The organism is Ottowia sp. (assembly GCF_035325765.1).
Lineage (GTDB): Bacteria > Pseudomonadota > Gammaproteobacteria > Burkholderiales > Burkholderiaceae_C > Ottowia.
Window position 1 is genome coordinate 1 of record NZ_DAOKZG010000038.1, and the last position, 13,996, is coordinate 13,996.

General features: G+C 69.5%; 12 protein-coding genes and 1 tRNA gene. 10 read left to right on the forward strand and 3 right to left on the reverse strand.

The window, feature by feature from the left end; genetic code table 11:
- Positions 1 to 443, reverse strand: a 443-nt coding sequence (locus PKA16_RS11820; RefSeq protein ID WP_324403429.1) for an enoyl-CoA hydratase-related protein, incomplete at its 3' end; no start/stop codon positions are given.
- Between the two features lie 124 nt (positions 444 to 567).
- On the opposite strand from PKA16_RS11820, the gene PKA16_RS11825 reads away from it, so the two are divergent.
- Both PKA16_RS11825 and PKA16_RS11830 read left to right on the forward strand, forming a co-directional pair.
- A complete protein-coding gene (locus tag PKA16_RS11825) occupies positions 568 to 1,347 on the forward strand; it encodes an enoyl-CoA hydratase (RefSeq protein WP_324403430.1) in 780 nt (259 codons plus the stop codon).
- 41 nt (positions 1,348 to 1,388) lie between these two features.
- A tRNA-Met gene (locus PKA16_RS11830) sits at positions 1,389 to 1,465 on the forward strand.
- Positions 1,466 to 1,655: 190 nt separating this feature from the next.
- Here PKA16_RS11830 and PKA16_RS11835 read toward each other — a convergent pair.
- Positions 1,656 to 3,707: an FAD-dependent oxidoreductase gene (locus PKA16_RS11835; RefSeq protein ID WP_324403431.1), complete on the reverse strand. Its 2,052-nt coding sequence runs from the start codon at positions 3,705 to 3,707 to the stop codon at positions 1,656 to 1,658.
- Between the two features lie 373 nt (positions 3,708 to 4,080).
- Here PKA16_RS11835 and PKA16_RS11840 point away from each other — a divergent pair, with 373 nt between their 5' ends.
- Positions 4,081 to 5,103 (forward strand): hypothetical protein, encoded by a 1,023-nt coding sequence (locus PKA16_RS11840; RefSeq protein ID WP_324403432.1) that lies wholly within the window; start codon positions 4,081 to 4,083, stop codon positions 5,101 to 5,103.
- Between the two features lie 155 nt (positions 5,104 to 5,258).
- Entirely contained in the window at positions 5,259 to 6,290 is a 1,032-nt protein-coding gene (locus tag PKA16_RS11845) for a 2Fe-2S iron-sulfur cluster-binding protein (protein WP_324403433.1), read from the forward strand.
- A 109-nt stretch (positions 6,291 to 6,399) separates the two neighbouring features.
- On the opposite strand, the gene PKA16_RS11850 is transcribed toward PKA16_RS11845, so the two are convergent.
- On the reverse strand, positions 6,400 to 7,041 hold the full coding sequence (locus PKA16_RS11850; protein WP_324403434.1) for a mechanosensitive ion channel domain-containing protein: 642 nt from the start codon (positions 7,039 to 7,041) through the stop codon (positions 6,400 to 6,402).
- A 232-nt stretch (positions 7,042 to 7,273) separates the two neighbouring features.
- Between PKA16_RS11850 and PKA16_RS11855 the strand changes: the two genes are divergently transcribed.
- Genes PKA16_RS11855 through PKA16_RS11880 form a run of 6 tightly spaced genes read left to right on the forward strand, consistent with a single transcriptional unit; the run spans position 7,274 to position 13,535 of the window.
- A complete protein-coding gene (locus tag PKA16_RS11855) occupies positions 7,274 to 7,777 on the forward strand; it encodes a nucleoside deaminase (RefSeq protein WP_324403435.1) in 504 nt (167 codons plus the stop codon).
- Positions 7,774 to 9,321 carry an ABC transporter ATP-binding protein gene (locus tag PKA16_RS11860; protein WP_324403436.1) on the forward strand — a complete coding sequence of 516 codons (1,548 nt, stop codon included), beginning with the start codon at positions 7,774 to 7,776 and terminating at the stop codon, positions 9,319 to 9,321. The genes PKA16_RS11855 and PKA16_RS11860 overlap by 4 nt, the downstream gene beginning before the upstream one ends.
- Positions 9,311 to 10,360: an ABC transporter permease gene (locus PKA16_RS11865; protein ID WP_324403437.1), complete on the forward strand. Its 1,050-nt coding sequence runs from the start codon at positions 9,311 to 9,313 to the stop codon at positions 10,358 to 10,360. Before PKA16_RS11860 ends, PKA16_RS11865 begins: the two co-directional genes overlap by 11 nt.
- Positions 10,360 to 11,280: an ABC transporter permease gene (locus tag PKA16_RS11870; RefSeq protein ID WP_324403438.1), complete on the forward strand. Its 921-nt coding sequence runs from the start codon at positions 10,360 to 10,362 to the stop codon at positions 11,278 to 11,280. Before PKA16_RS11865 ends, PKA16_RS11870 begins: the two co-directional genes overlap by 1 nt.
- A 56-nt stretch (positions 11,281 to 11,336) precedes the next feature.
- On the forward strand, positions 11,337 to 12,434 hold the full coding sequence (locus PKA16_RS11875) for a BMP family ABC transporter substrate-binding protein (RefSeq protein ID WP_324403439.1): 1,098 nt from the start codon (positions 11,337 to 11,339) through the stop codon (positions 12,432 to 12,434).
- Between the two features lie 54 nt (positions 12,435 to 12,488).
- Entirely contained in the window at positions 12,489 to 13,535 is a 1,047-nt protein-coding gene (locus PKA16_RS11880; protein WP_324403440.1) for an adenosine deaminase, read from the forward strand.
- Positions 13,536 to 13,996 lie beyond the last annotated feature (461 nt).

The window sequence follows — 13,996 nt, forward strand, 5'->3', positions numbered from 1 at the left end:
ACCAGGCCGATCTTGCTGAAGGCCTGGATGAAGCTGGCGCCGGGCGCGGCGATGGCGATGTCGCAGGCCAGCGCCACCGAGGCGCCGGCGCCCGCGGCCACGCCATTGACGGCGCACACGGTGGGCACCCGCACCTTGATCAGGCGCCGCGTGGTGGGGTTGAAGGCCTGGTCGATCACCGGGCCCGGATCGGCACGCCACTCCTTGCGCGGGCCCTCGCTGAAGTCGAATTCCGACAGGTCGGCACCGGCGCAGAAGCCCCGGCCGGCGCCGGTCAGCACCAGCGCGCGAATCGCCTTGTTGGCCTCGACGCGATCCAGCGCGGCCCACAGGTCGCGGTGCATCTGGCGCGTGAAGCTGTTGAGCGCGGCGGGTCGGTTGAGGGTCAGGATGGCAACGGGGCCCTCCTCCTTGTACAGGACGTCGGTGCTGTTGTGATTCATGTGTGGTGTCTCCGAAATGCGAAATTTACCATTGCCCAACCATATGGTCGGTTAATCATGCCCCAGCCGGTGCTCGCTATAGTGACCGGTTTCATCGCCCCCCGCGCACGAGGAGAACACCCCCATGGCATACGAATTCATCGAGATCCGCACCGAAGGCGGCCAGGTCGGCGTCATCACGCTGAACCGCCCCAAGCAGCTCAACGCGCTCAGTCCGGGCCTGATGGTCGAACTGGGCCAGGCGCTCAAGGCCTTCGACGCCGATGACGCCATCGGCTGCATCGTGCTCACGGGCAGCGAAAAGGCCTTTGCCGCCGGCGCCGACATCGGCGTCATGGCCAGCTACGGCTTTGCCGACGTCTACGGCCAGGACTACATCACGCGCGACTGGGAGACCATCCGTTCCATCCGCAAGCCGGTCATCGCTGCCGTCAGCGGCTTCGCCCTGGGCGGCGGCTGCGAGCTGGCGATGATGTGCGACTTCATCATCGCCGCCGACAACGCGCGCTTCGGCCAGCCCGAGATCAAGCTCGGCATCATCCCCGGCGCCGGCGGCACGCAGCGCCTGCCGCGCGCCGTGGGCAAGTCCAAGGCCATGGACATGGCGCTCACCGCGCGCATGATGAACGCGGACGAGGCCGAGCGTTCCGGCCTGGTGAGCCGCGTGGTGCCGCTGGACAAGCTGATGGACGAAGCGCTGGGTGCTGCCCTCACCATCTGCGGCTTCGGCCGCCTGGCCGTGATGGCGGCCAAGGAATGCGTGAACCGCGCGTTCGAGGGGACGCTGGCCGACGGCGTGATGTTCGAGCGCCGCCTATTCCACGGCCTGTTCGCCACCGAGGACCAGAAGGAAGGCATGGACGCCTTCGTGGGCAAGCGCGCGCCGCAGTTCAAGCATCGCTGAACGGCACGCACGGGGCAGACCCCGTATAATCCCGCGCTCTTGGTGGTATAGCTCAGTCGGTTAGAGCGTGGGATTCATAACCCCAAGGTCGGTGGTTCGATTCCACCTACCACCACCATCCTAAAGCCCGGACAAGTCCAAAGACGTCCGGGCTTTTTCTTTTCCCCGGGGAAATCAGCGGGTTAGCGTCCGGTAACGTCTCACGGCGTCCAAGGACAGCCGAAGCAAACCGGGGGCACTTTTGGGGGCACTTCCAGCAAGGACTGGGGCACAAGAAAAACCGGCCAATCAGGCCGGGTGCTGGCCGATCAGCTGAACTTCACCAGGATGGCGCCACCAGCCGGGCATCGGCCGCCGTACGGACGCCGAAATGCTGCTGCAGCACGTCCATGTCGACGTCGTACCTGCCCCGTCGAGGTCCGAAAGCATCGGAAGGCTTTCGGGCCTTTCTTGCAAACTCCGGGCGCTCGGCACCGGGTCAGGCCGGCAGCTCCCGCACGGCCCGCGCCGCCTCGTCGATGGCGGTGTGCAGGTAGGCGTCCCAGCCGGCATCCGAGTTCGCGATCGTCACGCGCCCCAGGGGCGCGCGCCGCGGCGATGATGCCTGCGTATTCGTCCTCGTCGTCGAACAGGGAGTTGACGAAATCGGAATAGCCGTGCGACCAGCGGTTCACGGTGATCGCGAGGATGTCGCGCCCGTGGTCGAAGCCGGCCGGGCCCAGCATGCGCTGCAGTTGCTCGCGGATCTGCTGCTCCAGTTGCTCGAACGGCGTCGCCAGCAGTTGCAGGCGGCCCGCGCGCGCCTGGCCGCGCGCATCGAGCCCGGCGTCGGGGACCGCCGGCACATGGACCATGTGCAGGCCGATCGGCTGGCCCGGATCGCGCGGGTGCCGATAACCACCCAGATCCACCGGGTAGTCGAGCTTGACGCGCGCATAGGGCGAGGTCGGCGCGCAGATCTCGTGCACGCCCAGGCGCAGCAGGCTCTGCCAGTCGCGCAGCACGACCTTCGCGTAGACCAGCGGAAACTTCACGTTGCGCGACAGCGCCTGCGCCTGGCGCGCCGGCAGGCCGCGCAGGATGTGCGGAATCATCATGTTCCAGCACGCCAGCACGCAGTGGCGCGCCCGCACGCGCTCGAGCCGCCCGCTCCTGCCGTAGCCGACGTCGACGCCGCCGGCGCGGTTTTTCACGCTGACGACGGTGCTGTTCAGGCGGATGCGCACGTTGGCATCGGGTGCGTCGAGCCGCCCATAGTCGAAGCGCGCCAGCACGAGATCGTCCATCTCGCGCCCCGGCGCCACCGGCGGCGCCACTGCCGGCACCAGGCTGCGCACCAGCAGGCGCGCGATGGAGGCGTTGCCGTCCGGGAAGTGGTGGATGTAGGGCGCCTCCATCTCCGCCTGCGCCGCGTCGCTGGGCGGCTCCAGGTCCATGGCGTCGAAGCCCGGGTAGCCCAGCTCGTACGCATCCCAGGCTGCCACGGCATCGATGCCGAGCGCCAGGAAGTCGTGCGTGCGCCCCTGGAAGCAACGCGCCGCAGCCGGCGACAGGCCGACGTCGCGCAGCAGGAAGGCGCGGTAGCTGACCTTGGAGAGATAGTCCTGCTTCTGCGCCCGTGTCCTGTCCGCCAGGTAGTCGCGCGGCGCCTCGTGCAGGGCGATCAGGGCGGCGCGATCGGCCTCGGGCAGGGGAAAGTCGCCGATGAAGGCGCGCCAGGGCCGGCCGTTCAGCCGCTCGGGTGCGATGTCGTCGCTGACCTGACGCCCGGGATCGCCCGCCACCAGCTTGTCGACGCCGAAGTGCTCGCGGTCGAAGAACACGCCGCGCGACAGCCCCAGGTCGGGGTAGAAGTCGCGGTTGAAGGCGGCCTCCAGCCGACCGATGCTCACCCCCAGCCGCGCCAGCAGGTAATGGGCCTCGGCGCTGCAGAGCTGGCGCGGCGACTGCAGCGATTCGCTGCCGCCATAGCCGAGGATGAACCGATCACCGACCTGGAACTCGTTGCGCCGCGCGTGGCCGCCGAAGTCGTCGTGGTTCTCCAGCACCAGGATGCGCGCGCCCGGGTGCCGGTCGCGGTAGAACCAGGCCGCCGACAGGCCGCTGATGCCACCGCCCACGACCACCAGGTCGCAGGCCTCGGACACCGGGAGATGATCGGTCTCGAAGACCTTGTGCTCGCGCCCGATCTCGTGCGCCAGCTCGAACGCCCCGGCATGGCTGCCGCGCAGTCCGGTCAGCGCCGGCGGGTATGGGGCCACGCCGCCGGGCCCCTGCGCGGCGAGCAGTTGCAGGGGGCTGAGCCCGGCCACCACGCCCAGTGCCACCCCATCCAGAAAATCGCGCCGCGTGATGGCCATGGCACCACTCCTGTTTCTGCTGACGGACCGAGGCGCCGGCCCGAAGCCCCGGGTACGTGGGGGCGCTGCGCGGGCCATCCTGCAGAGTGCAAGGCATGCCGCCCGCAACCCACGCCCCGGGCGCGCGCCCGCCTTGGGCGCATTATCCTCGGCGCCCTTGTGGCCGGGGTCCGAGTTCTTGCGGCCTGTCCCGGCCGCGGCCCAGGCCGCGCGCCCTCGCCCGCGTGCGCGTCCGTTCCCGGTGGCAGCGTCCGGCGCCATGGCACTTGACGCACGGACCCGGTTTTCGGGTATCATTCGTTCATTATCCGACCGACCGGTCGGTTAATGAATCAAAACCCCCACCCCGTCCAGCCAGGAGACCTGTACCGCCATGAACAAGGAAAAGCTCGCCCAGAAGATGGAGTTCCCGCCGGCCACGCCGCAGCCCAACATCTACCCGCTTTCGTGGCACCAGCACACGAAGAAGCTGGAAGAGATCTGGGACGCGTCGCAGCGCGAGGTCTGGGACGTCAAGAAGCTGCCCTGGGACACCTTCAACGTCGAGAAGTACAGCTGGGAAGAGCGCGAGGCGATCGCCTACTGGTGGACCCTGCTGTCGGTGTTCGACGCCTCGGCGCCGCCCGTGTTCGCCTCGGCCATGATCAAGACCTACGAGGCGCACGAGGAAGACGCCGTGCGCCGCTGTTTCTTCAGCGTCACGCGCGACGAGCAGAACCATGAGCAGATGTGCGGCATGGCGATCACCAAGTTCCTGGAGCACCCCGATCCGCTCACCTACGAACCCAAGACCGAGCTGGGCAAGCGCCTGCAGAAGAACGCCAAGTGGCTCTACCACAACGGCGGTCGCTACTGGACCGGCTACAAGCAGGCCGTGCCCAAGTACAGCCTGGCGGTGCTGTTCTCGTCCTTCCTGATGGGCGAGATCGCCGCCGCCACCATCTTCCACCAGATGGCGGCCGGGTGCACCGAGCCGGTGTTCAAGGAAGCCTTCCGCAACATCGGCAAGGACGAGGGCCGCCACATGGGCATCTGCCTGGCGCTGATGGAGCGCGACTACCCGAAGCTCGACCTGTCCGACAAGCCGCTCATCACCAAGCAGGTGCGCGCCGGCTACCTGTTCCTGTCGGCCGTGCTGTTCGAGCCGCCGATGGACTTCTGGGACCTGCCCGACGATTTCATCGCGAACCAGCGCGCGGGCGAGGAAGTGGCGCGCAAGGCCGGCTTTGCGATCCCGGCCTACGAGGCCAAGAAGAACAACTGGCGTGCGGCCATCCTCAACCTCAAGGGCGTGCTCGACAAGTACGGCATCCCGTTCCCGGCGATCCCGGAGGTCGACATCACCGGCGAGGAAATCACCGACGTCGACATGGAGGACATCATCCCGGTGTTCTGATGGTGCGGCGCGCCCGCGCGCACTATCATTCCTTTTCGGGCCCGGAAGCCGACGGCCCCGGCAGCGACGCCGGGCCGTGCCCCGGGTAAATCCAGCGATGCGCGCACTGGCGGCAATGGTGCGCGCACGCAGTCGCTCGCAGGTTAGATCGGCCCATGCCGCAAGAAGTCAAGTTGCATCCGTCCGGCCAGGTGGTGACCTGCGAAGACGGCGAAACCGTGCTCGAGGCGCTCGAGCGCTCGGGCTATGCCCTGCCCAACAACTGTCGCGCCGGCGCCTGTGGCGAGTGCAAGGTGCACGTGCGCTCGGGCGAGTTTGACCAGGGCTTCGTGCTCGACATGGCGCTGTCGCAGGACGAACGCGCCGAGGGCTTCGGCCTGATGTGCATGGCCAAGCCGCTCGGTCCCATGGTAATCGACTGGGGCACCGAGGACGCCAAGCCCAAGCTGTTCCCGCCGCGCGCCTCGCAGTACGCGGTGCTGGTCGACCGCATCGCGCGCACGCCGCGCATCACCGAATTCGTGCTGCGCCCGCTGGGCGAGCCGATGCGCTTCTGGCCCGGCCAGTACATCCAGCTCGGCGACCCTGGCGCTGGCGTGCCGGTGCGCTCGTACTCGCTGGCGAGCGCGCCGCGCCCGGACGGCGAGCTCAAGCTCCAGGTCACGCGCGCCGAAGCGGAAGACAAGGACCCGCTGGCGGGCCGCACCAGCCGCTGGCTGCACGACGAGGTGCAACTCGGCGACACCCTGCGCTTTTCGGGGCCACACGGCACCTTCATCGGCGACCCGGCAGTGGACACGCCCGTGCTTTGCCTGGCGGCCGGCTCGGGCCTGGCGCCCATCCTTTCGCTCACCGAGGCCGCCCTGCGCCGCGGCTACAAGCCCCCGGTGACGCTGATGTTCTCGGCGCGCGAGGTGGCCGAGCTGTACGACCGCGGCCTCATGCGCTACTGGGAGCAGCGCTACCCGAACTTCCGCTACCTGCCGACCACCACGCGCGTGCCGGCCGAGGGCCTGCTGCACGGGCGCATCCCGACCATCCTCGGCCAGCAGTTCCCGGACCTCAGCGGCTACAGCGTGTTCATCGCCGGCACCACCAGTTTCGTCGACGACTGCGTGTTCGCGGCCAAGGCCCTCGGCGCCAAGCCGCAACTGATCCACACCGAGGGCTTTTTCACGCAGATTTGAGCAGGCGCGCCGCCGAACCGGGTGCACAGCCGGGCGCGAAGGCTGCGAAAGACTCACTGGCGATCCGATTGCGGCCGACTGCACGGCAGCGCAACGCGTGCTGGGCGCATCACAGACTGGCCGGACTGGACGAATCGGCCACCGGAGCCGGAGCGTCCACCGGCGCCAGGGTGTCCGGCGGCGCGCCGCCGGGCCAGCGCCGCACCACGCGCTGGAAGATCAGCGCATTGGGAATCTGCAGCAGGCGGCGCGGCGCCTCGGCTTCCTGCAAGGTGGTGTAGAGCAGGTTGATGTCGACGACGCGGCCCTTGGCGCCGGGCTTCTCGGCACTGTCGAGCACTTCGACGTCATCGCCCAGCCGAAACGGCTGGGCGATCATGATCAGCAAGGCGCAGAACAGGTTCGACAGCACGCTCCAGGCGGCGAAGAAAGCCACCGCGCCAACCGCCGCGAAGCCGGTAAAGGCCGTCCACAGCACCGAAGCCGACACCCCCAGGCGCCCCAGCACCAGCAGCAGCGCGGCCAGCATGATGAGCCAGCGGCCAATGCCGCGCAGCGGCACCACCCACTTGTCGGGCACGCCGTAATGCTGGCCGGCGCGCTGCAGGATGCGGCGCAGCAGGCGGTTGAGCAGCCACGCCAGTGCAACGATGAGCACGATCTGCAGCGCCGGAATCAGCACGCCCAGCCAGTCCTGCACCCAGTCGGGCAGGCTGGCGCGGTGGCGGCGAATCAGGTCAACCAGGTCCATGGCAAGCGCAGCGGCACGCAACGCATCGGCTGCGCGCCAAGGCGTGCAGTGTAGCCAGCCCGGCGCGGCCCCGGGCGGCGCCGTGCGCCCGCCCCGGGCACACGAAAGCACGCGTCCTGATGGCACGCGCCATGCCCCGGCCTGGCCCGGCGCGATCGGTAGTTTCCCGCAGCCGGCGCGCGTCCAGGGCCATGTAACATCAGCGCCTGCACCGCCACCAACAACAACCGCCTTGACCAGCCCGCCCGACCCGCAGCACCCGATGCGCCTCGCGATCGAGGCCTCGCGCGCGGCCCTGCAACGGGGTGACGAACCTTATGGCGCCTGCCTGGTGGCGCCCGACGGGCACGTGCTGCTGGTGGCCGGCAACGAGCAACACAGCACGCACGACTGCACCGCGCATGCGGAAATGGTGCTGGTGAGGCGCGCGCTGGCCGAACTGGGTGCTGCGTCGCTGCAAGGCGCCACCGTCCACGCCAGCGGCGAGCCCTGCGCCATGTGCGCCGGCGCGCTCTACTGGGCCGGGGTGGCGCACGTGGCCTACGCCGTGCCCCAGCCCGAGATGGCCGGGCTGCTGGGCGGCCGCCTGCTGCCCGCGCGCGCCGCACAACTGCTGGGCACGGCCGTGCCGCCGCTGCCGGTGACGGGCGAGATCCTGCGCGAGGAAGCGCTGGCGGTGCTGCGCGCGGCGGCAGGCGCGGCGGGTGGCGGCACGCCGCGGGCGGCCGAACCGTGACCGCCGCCGCCGTGCCGCGGCTCGAGCTGAGCGGCATCACCAAGCGCTACCCGGGCGTGGTCGCCAACGACGGCGTTTCGCTCAGCGTCGCGCCGGGCGAGATCCACGCCGTGCTGGGCGAGAACGGCGCCGGCAAGAGCACGCTGATGAAGATCATCTACGGCACCGTGAAGCCCGATGCCGGCGAGATCCGCGTCGACGGCCAGCCGGTCGTGATCCGCAACCCGCAGGAAGCGCGCGCGCATGGCATCGCCATGGTGTTCCAGCACTTCAGCCTGTTCGAGACCATCTCGGTGGCCGAGAACGTCTGGCTGGGCCTGGACAAGTCGCTCTCGCTGGCCGAGGTGACGCGCCAGATCCGCGAGAAGGCGACCGAATACGGGCTCGACATCCAGCCCGAGCGTCCGGTGCACACGCTGGGCGTGGGCGAGATGCAGCGCGTCGAGATCATCCGCGCCCTGCTCACCAACCCGCGCCTGCTGATCCTGGACGAGCCGACCTCGGTGCTGACGCCGCAGGCGGTGGACAAGCTCTTCGTGGTGCTGCGCCAGCTCGCCGCCCAGGGTTGCTCCATCCTCTACATCAGCCACAAGCTGCACGAGATCCGCGCCCTGTGCAGCAAATGCACGGTGATGCGCGCCGGCAAGGTCTCGGGCGTGTGCGATCCGCGCCAGGAAACCAATGCCTCGCTGTCGCGCCTGATGATCGGCAGCGAGCCGCCCGAGCTGCAGCACCACGAGCGCGCGGTCGGGCCCGTGGTGCTGGCGGTGCGCGACCTGCGGCTGCCGCGCAGCTCGCCGTACGGCGTCGACCTGGACGGCGTCACGCTCGACGTCCATTCCGGCGAGGTGGTCGGCATCGCCGGCGTCTCGGGCAACGGCCAGCGCGAGCTGCTGTTCGCCCTGTCGGGCGAGGACACGCGCGCGCCGGCGCGGGCGATCACGATCGACGGCACGGCCGCCGGCCGCCTGTCGCCGCGCCGGCGGCGCCAGCTCGGCACCTACTTCGTGCCGGCCGAGCGCCTGGGGCGCGGCGCCGTGCCCGAGATCGGGCTGGCGCGCAACCTGCTGCTGACACGCGGCGAAAGCGTCGGCTGGCTCGGCTGGCTGCGCACCGGTGCGCTGCGACGCCAGTCCGAGGAAGTGATCGAGCGCTTCAACGTCAAGGCCAGCGGGCCGGCGGCGGCGGCGCGCTCGCTCTCCGGCGGCAACCTGCAAAAATACATCATGGGGCGCGAGATCGGCGCGCGCCCTCGCCTGCTGATCGTCGAGCAGCCGACCTGGGGCGTCGACGTCGGCGCCGCCGCGCAGATCCGTGCCGAGATCCTGGCGCTGCGCGACGCCGGCTGCGCCGTGCTGGTGGTGAGCGAGGAGCTGGAGGAGCTGTTCGAGATCTGCGACCGCCTGCACGTGATGGCCAAGGGCCGGCTGTCGCCCAGCCTGGCGCGGCGCGACGCCAGCGTGGAGCGCATCGGCGAATGGATGAGCGGCCTGTGGCCGGGCAGCGCCGAGGACGCGCGCGAAGGGGCGGCTCTTGCGGCTTGAACTGCGTCCGCTGCCCTCGCGCCTGTGGTCGTTTGCCTCGCCCGTGCTGGCCCTGGGCCTGACCATGCTGCTGGGCAGCCTGCTGTTCCTGGCGTTGGGCAAGGATCCGCTGCAAGGCCTGCGCGTGTTCTTCTGGGAACCGATCAACTCGGCCTACGCCTGGGGCGAGCTGAGCATGAAGGCGACGCCGCTGCTGCTGATCGGGCTGGGCCTGGCGATGTGCTTTCGCTCCAACGTCTGGAACATCGGCGCCGAGGGCCAGTACGTGATCGGCGCCGTCACCGCCACCTGGGTGGCGCTGATGGCCGGCGAGGACACCGGGCGCTGGATCATGCCGCTGGTGCTGCTGGCCGGCGTTGCCGGCGGCATGCTGTGGGCCGCCATCACCGCCTTCCTGCGCGACCGCTTCAACGCCAACGAGATCCTGGTCAGCCTGATGCTGGTGTACGTGGCGATCCAGGTCCTGTATTTCTTCGTGTTCGGGCCCTGGAAGGATCCGATGGGCTACAACTTCCCGCAGACCAAGAACTTCGAGGAAGGCGTGCTGGTGCCGCGCCTGATCGAGGGCGCGCGCATGAACCTGGGCGTCGTGCTGGCCCTGGTCGGCGCGCTGCTGATGTGGCTCTACCTCTACCGCACGCGCAGCGGCTTCGCGCTGCAGGTCGGCGGCCTGGCGCCGGCGGCGGCGCGCTACGCCGGCTTCTCCTCGCGCCGCGCGCTGTGGCAGGTGCTGCTGGTGTCGGGCGGCATGGCCGGGCTGGCCGGGGCGCTGGAGGTCGCGGGTCCGGTGGAACAGCTCACGCCGCACATCCCGGTCGGCTACGGCTTTGCCGCCATCATCGTTGCCTTCGTCGGGCGCCTGCACCCGCTGGGCGTGGTGCTGGCCGCCATCCTGATGAGCATGTTCTACATCGGCGGCGAGCTGGCGCAATCGCGCCTGGGCCTGCCCAAGTCGCTCACCGACGTGTTCCAGGGCCTGCTGCTGTTCGCGCTGCTGGCCTGCGACACCCTGATCAACTACCGGATCCGGAGGCGCTGATGGACGTCTACGCCCTCCTGCTGGCTTCCACCCTGAACGCCGGGACCGTGCTGGCGCTGGCCGCGCTCGGCGAGCTGATCGGCGAGAAGGCCGGCGTGCTCAACCTCGGCGTCGAGGGCATGATGCTGTGCGCGGCGATCGCCGCCTTCGCCATCGGCGTGCACAGCGGCAGCGACCTGATGGGCTTCCTCGGCGGCATCGCCGCCGGCGCGCTGCTGGCCGCGGTGTTCGGCTGGCTCGTTATCTGGCTGGGCACCAACCAGTACGCCACCGGGCTGGCGCTGATGCTGTTCGGCACCGGCCTGTCGGCCTTCGTCGGCGTCGACTACGTGCAAGCCACGCTGGGCGCGCGCCCGAGCTTCAACGGCTTCGGGCTGGGCGACATCCCGCTGCTCGGGCCGGCGCTGTTTCGCCTGCATCCGCTGGTCTACGCCACGGCGCTGCTGGCCGTGGCCCTGATCTGGTGGCTCTACCGCACGCGCTCGGGGCTGGTGCTGCGCTCGGTCGGCGAAAGCCCCGAATCGGCCCATGCGCTGGGCTACCCGGTGCGCCGGATCCGCCTGGCGGCGGTGGTGTTCGGCGGCGCCATGGCGGGCCTGGCGGGTGCCTACCTGACCCTGGTCTACACCCCCCTGTGGACCGAGGGCATGGTCGCCGGCAAGGGCTGGATCGCGCTTGCGCTGGTGGTGTTCGGCACCTGGCGGCCGGCGCGCGTGCTGCTGGGCGCCTACCTGTTCGGCGGCGTCACCATGCTGCAGTTCTACTCGCAGAGCCGCGGCACGACGATCCCGACCGAGTTCCTGGCGATGACGCCGTACCTGGCCACGGTCGTCGTGCTGGCGCTGATTTCCCGCAACGCCACCTGGATCCGCATCAACATGCCGGCCTCGCTCGGCAAGCCGTTCACCCCCGCGAGCTGAACCCCCGAGGTTCGGCTGCAACGGGATTTTTCGACCCCTGGACTGGAGAGACATCGATGACCGACCTGAACAAACGCCACCTGCTGCGCCTGGCCGCGGCCTCCGTCGCCGCCGCCGCGCTGCCAAGCCATGCGGCGGGCGAAAAACCGCTGAAGATCGGCTGGATCTACGTCGGCCCGGTCGGCGACGGCGGCTGGACCTTCGCCCACGACAACGGCCGCAAGGCGGTCGAGAAGAAGTTCGGCGACCGCGTGCAGACCGTGTTCGTCGAGAACGTGCCCGAGGGCCCCGACACCGAGCGCGTGGCGCGCGACCTGGTGAGCCAGGGTTGCGGCCTGATCTTCGGCACCAGCTTCGGCTTCATGAACCCGATGCTCAAGGTCGCCAAGGACCATCCGAACGTCAAGTTCGAGCACTGCACCGGCTACAAGACGGCCAAGAACCTGCGCACCTACGAGGCGCGCAACTACGAGGGCGCCTACCTTGCCGGCCTGATCGCCGGCACCGTCAGCAAGAGCGGCAAGCTCGGCCACGTCGCCACCGTGCCGATCCCCGAGGTGCTGCGCAACCTCAACAGCTTCGCCCTCGGCGCGCGCGTCGTCAACCCCAAGGCGACGCTCCAGGTGGTGTGGCTGAACGAATGGCACAACCCGCCCAAGGAGGTGGAAGCCGCGACCACCCTGATCAACGGCGGCGCCGACGTGCTGTTCCAGAACACCGACTCCTCGGCGGTGCTGAAGACCGCCGAATCGATGGGCAAGCACGCCTTCGGCTGGAACTCGCCGATGGCGCACTACGGCCCGAAGGCCCACCTGGGTTCGTCCATCATCGACTGGGCGCCCTACTACGAGCACGCCGTCGGCCAGGCGCTGGACGGCAGCTGGGCCGTGGGCCCGAACCAGTGGTGGGGCGTGAAGGAAGGCGCGATCGACCTGATCGACATCCCGGACAGCGTGCCGGCGGATGCGCGCGCGCGCGTCGACAAGGCCCGGGCCGGGATGAAGGACGGCTCGTTCTCGATCTGGACCGGGCCGGTAAAGGACAACACCGGCAAGGAAGTGCTGGCCGCCGGCAAGGTGGCGGACGACGATTTCCTGAAGGCGATCCAGTTCTACGTGGACGGCGTGCAGGGCAAGGTGCCTGGCGCGAAGTAAGGACGTCAGGGCGAGCCGCGGCGCCGCGCGCTGCGGCTCGCCCCGATCCGATCCATGCCCTGGACCGTCCCACCGATTGCCGCCGAGCGGCTGCCGGCCCTGCTGGCGGCCATGCCCAAGGCCGAGCTGCACCTGCACATCGAGGGCACGCTCGAGCCGGAGATGATCTTCGCGCTGGCCGCGCGCAATGGCATCACGCTGCCCTACCCGGACATCGCGGCGCTGCGCCGCGCCTACGCCTTCGGCAAGCTGCAGGATTTCCTGGACCTGTACTACCAGGGCGCCGGCGTGCTGCGGACCGAGCAGGACTTCCACGACCTGGCGCACGCCTACCTCAGGCGCGCCGCGGCCGAGAACGTGGTGCGCGCCGAGATCTTCTTCGATCCGCAGACGCACACCGCGCGCGGCGTGTCGATGGAAACCGTGATCCGCGGCCTGCGCCGCGCCTGCGCGGACGCCGAGCGCGAGCTGGGCATCTCCAGCGCGTTGATCCTGTGCTTCCTGCGCCACCTGAGCGAGCGCGAAGCCTTCGAGACCCTCGAAGCCGCCCTGCCCTGGCGCGACCAGTTCATCGGCGTCGGCCTGGACTCCAGCGAACTGGGGCATCCGCCCGAAAAGTTCGCCCGCGTGTTCGCGCGCTGCCGCCAGCTGGGCCTGCACGTCGTCGCCCACGCCGGCGAGGAAGGCCCGCCCGACTACATCCGGGGCGCGCTCGACGTCCTGCAGGTCGAGCGCATCGACCACGGCGTGCAGGCGGTGCACGACGCGGCGCTGCTGCAGCGGCTGGCGCGGGAGCGCATCCCGCTCACGGTCTGCCCGCTATCGAACCAGAAGCTGCAGGTGTTTCCCGATCTGGCGCAGCACTCGCTGCCCCGGCTGCTGGAAGCGGGCGTGGTGGCGACCGTCAACAGCGACGACCCGGCCTACTTCGGCGGCTACGTCAACGCGAACTTCCAGCAGGTGTTCGCCGCCACCGGCCTGGGCGCCGCCCAGGCCTGGCAGCTGGCCGCGAACAGCTTCGAGGCCAGCTTCGCCCCGCCGGCCGATCGGCAGCGCTGGCTGGACCAGGCCCGCGCCTGCTTCGAGCAGTACGCCGCCTGATCCCGCTTCACGCTCAAAAAAGATGCAAGATGACGCTGGCTCACGCCCGCGCGACCAGATGCGTTTCCCTGCCATCGAAGCGCAGCGGAGTCATTTCGTCATTCTTGAACCTGGAAACGGCAGTTGGACGCCTCCGCCAGTGCCGCTATCGACGCGGCAGGCGAGGCAAGAGGACGCGGCAGGCTCGTGTCTGCAAGGACGATCATCAACGACGCATGGCGCGGCGAGAGTGGTGCTGGCGGGCGTGTAGCGTGCTCACCCATATGGTGAACGGGAGAGAAGCTGCCAACGTCCATGGCCATGCGGGTTTGGAGAAGGGTGCAAGCGGTCAACGGCCGTTTCCAGGTTGAACGCAGGTCCGCAAGAGCGCAGCACCCGGCCCGGTGCCATGCCCGGTGGCCCCGGTGGGTCCATGGGCGCCATGGCACCATGACTTCAGGGTGCCGTGGTACTTGGTGCCA

Excerpts from the sequence above, each read along its gene's own strand:
- PKA16_RS11825 (WP_324403430.1), top strand. The coding sequence starts at position 568 with ATGGCATACGAATTCATCGAGATCCGCACCGAAGGCGGCCAGGTCGGC.
- PKA16_RS11835 (WP_324403431.1), bottom strand. The coding sequence starts at position 3,707 with ATGGCCATCACGCGGCGCGATTTTCTGGATGGGGTGGCACTGGGCGTG.
- PKA16_RS11840 (WP_324403432.1), top strand. The coding sequence starts at position 4,081 with ATGAACAAGGAAAAGCTCGCCCAGAAGATGGAGTTCCCGCCGGCCACG.
- PKA16_RS11845 (WP_324403433.1), top strand. The coding sequence starts at position 5,259 with ATGCCGCAAGAAGTCAAGTTGCATCCGTCCGGCCAGGTGGTGACCTGC.
- PKA16_RS11850 (WP_324403434.1), bottom strand. The coding sequence starts at position 7,041 with ATGGACCTGGTTGACCTGATTCGCCGCCACCGCGCCAGCCTGCCCGAC.
- PKA16_RS11870 (WP_324403438.1), top strand. The coding sequence starts at position 10,360 with ATGGACGTCTACGCCCTCCTGCTGGCTTCCACCCTGAACGCCGGGACC.
- PKA16_RS11875 (WP_324403439.1), top strand. The coding sequence starts at position 11,337 with ATGACCGACCTGAACAAACGCCACCTGCTGCGCCTGGCCGCGGCCTCC.
- PKA16_RS11880 (WP_324403440.1), top strand. The coding sequence starts at position 12,489 with ATGCCCTGGACCGTCCCACCGATTGCCGCCGAGCGGCTGCCGGCCCTG.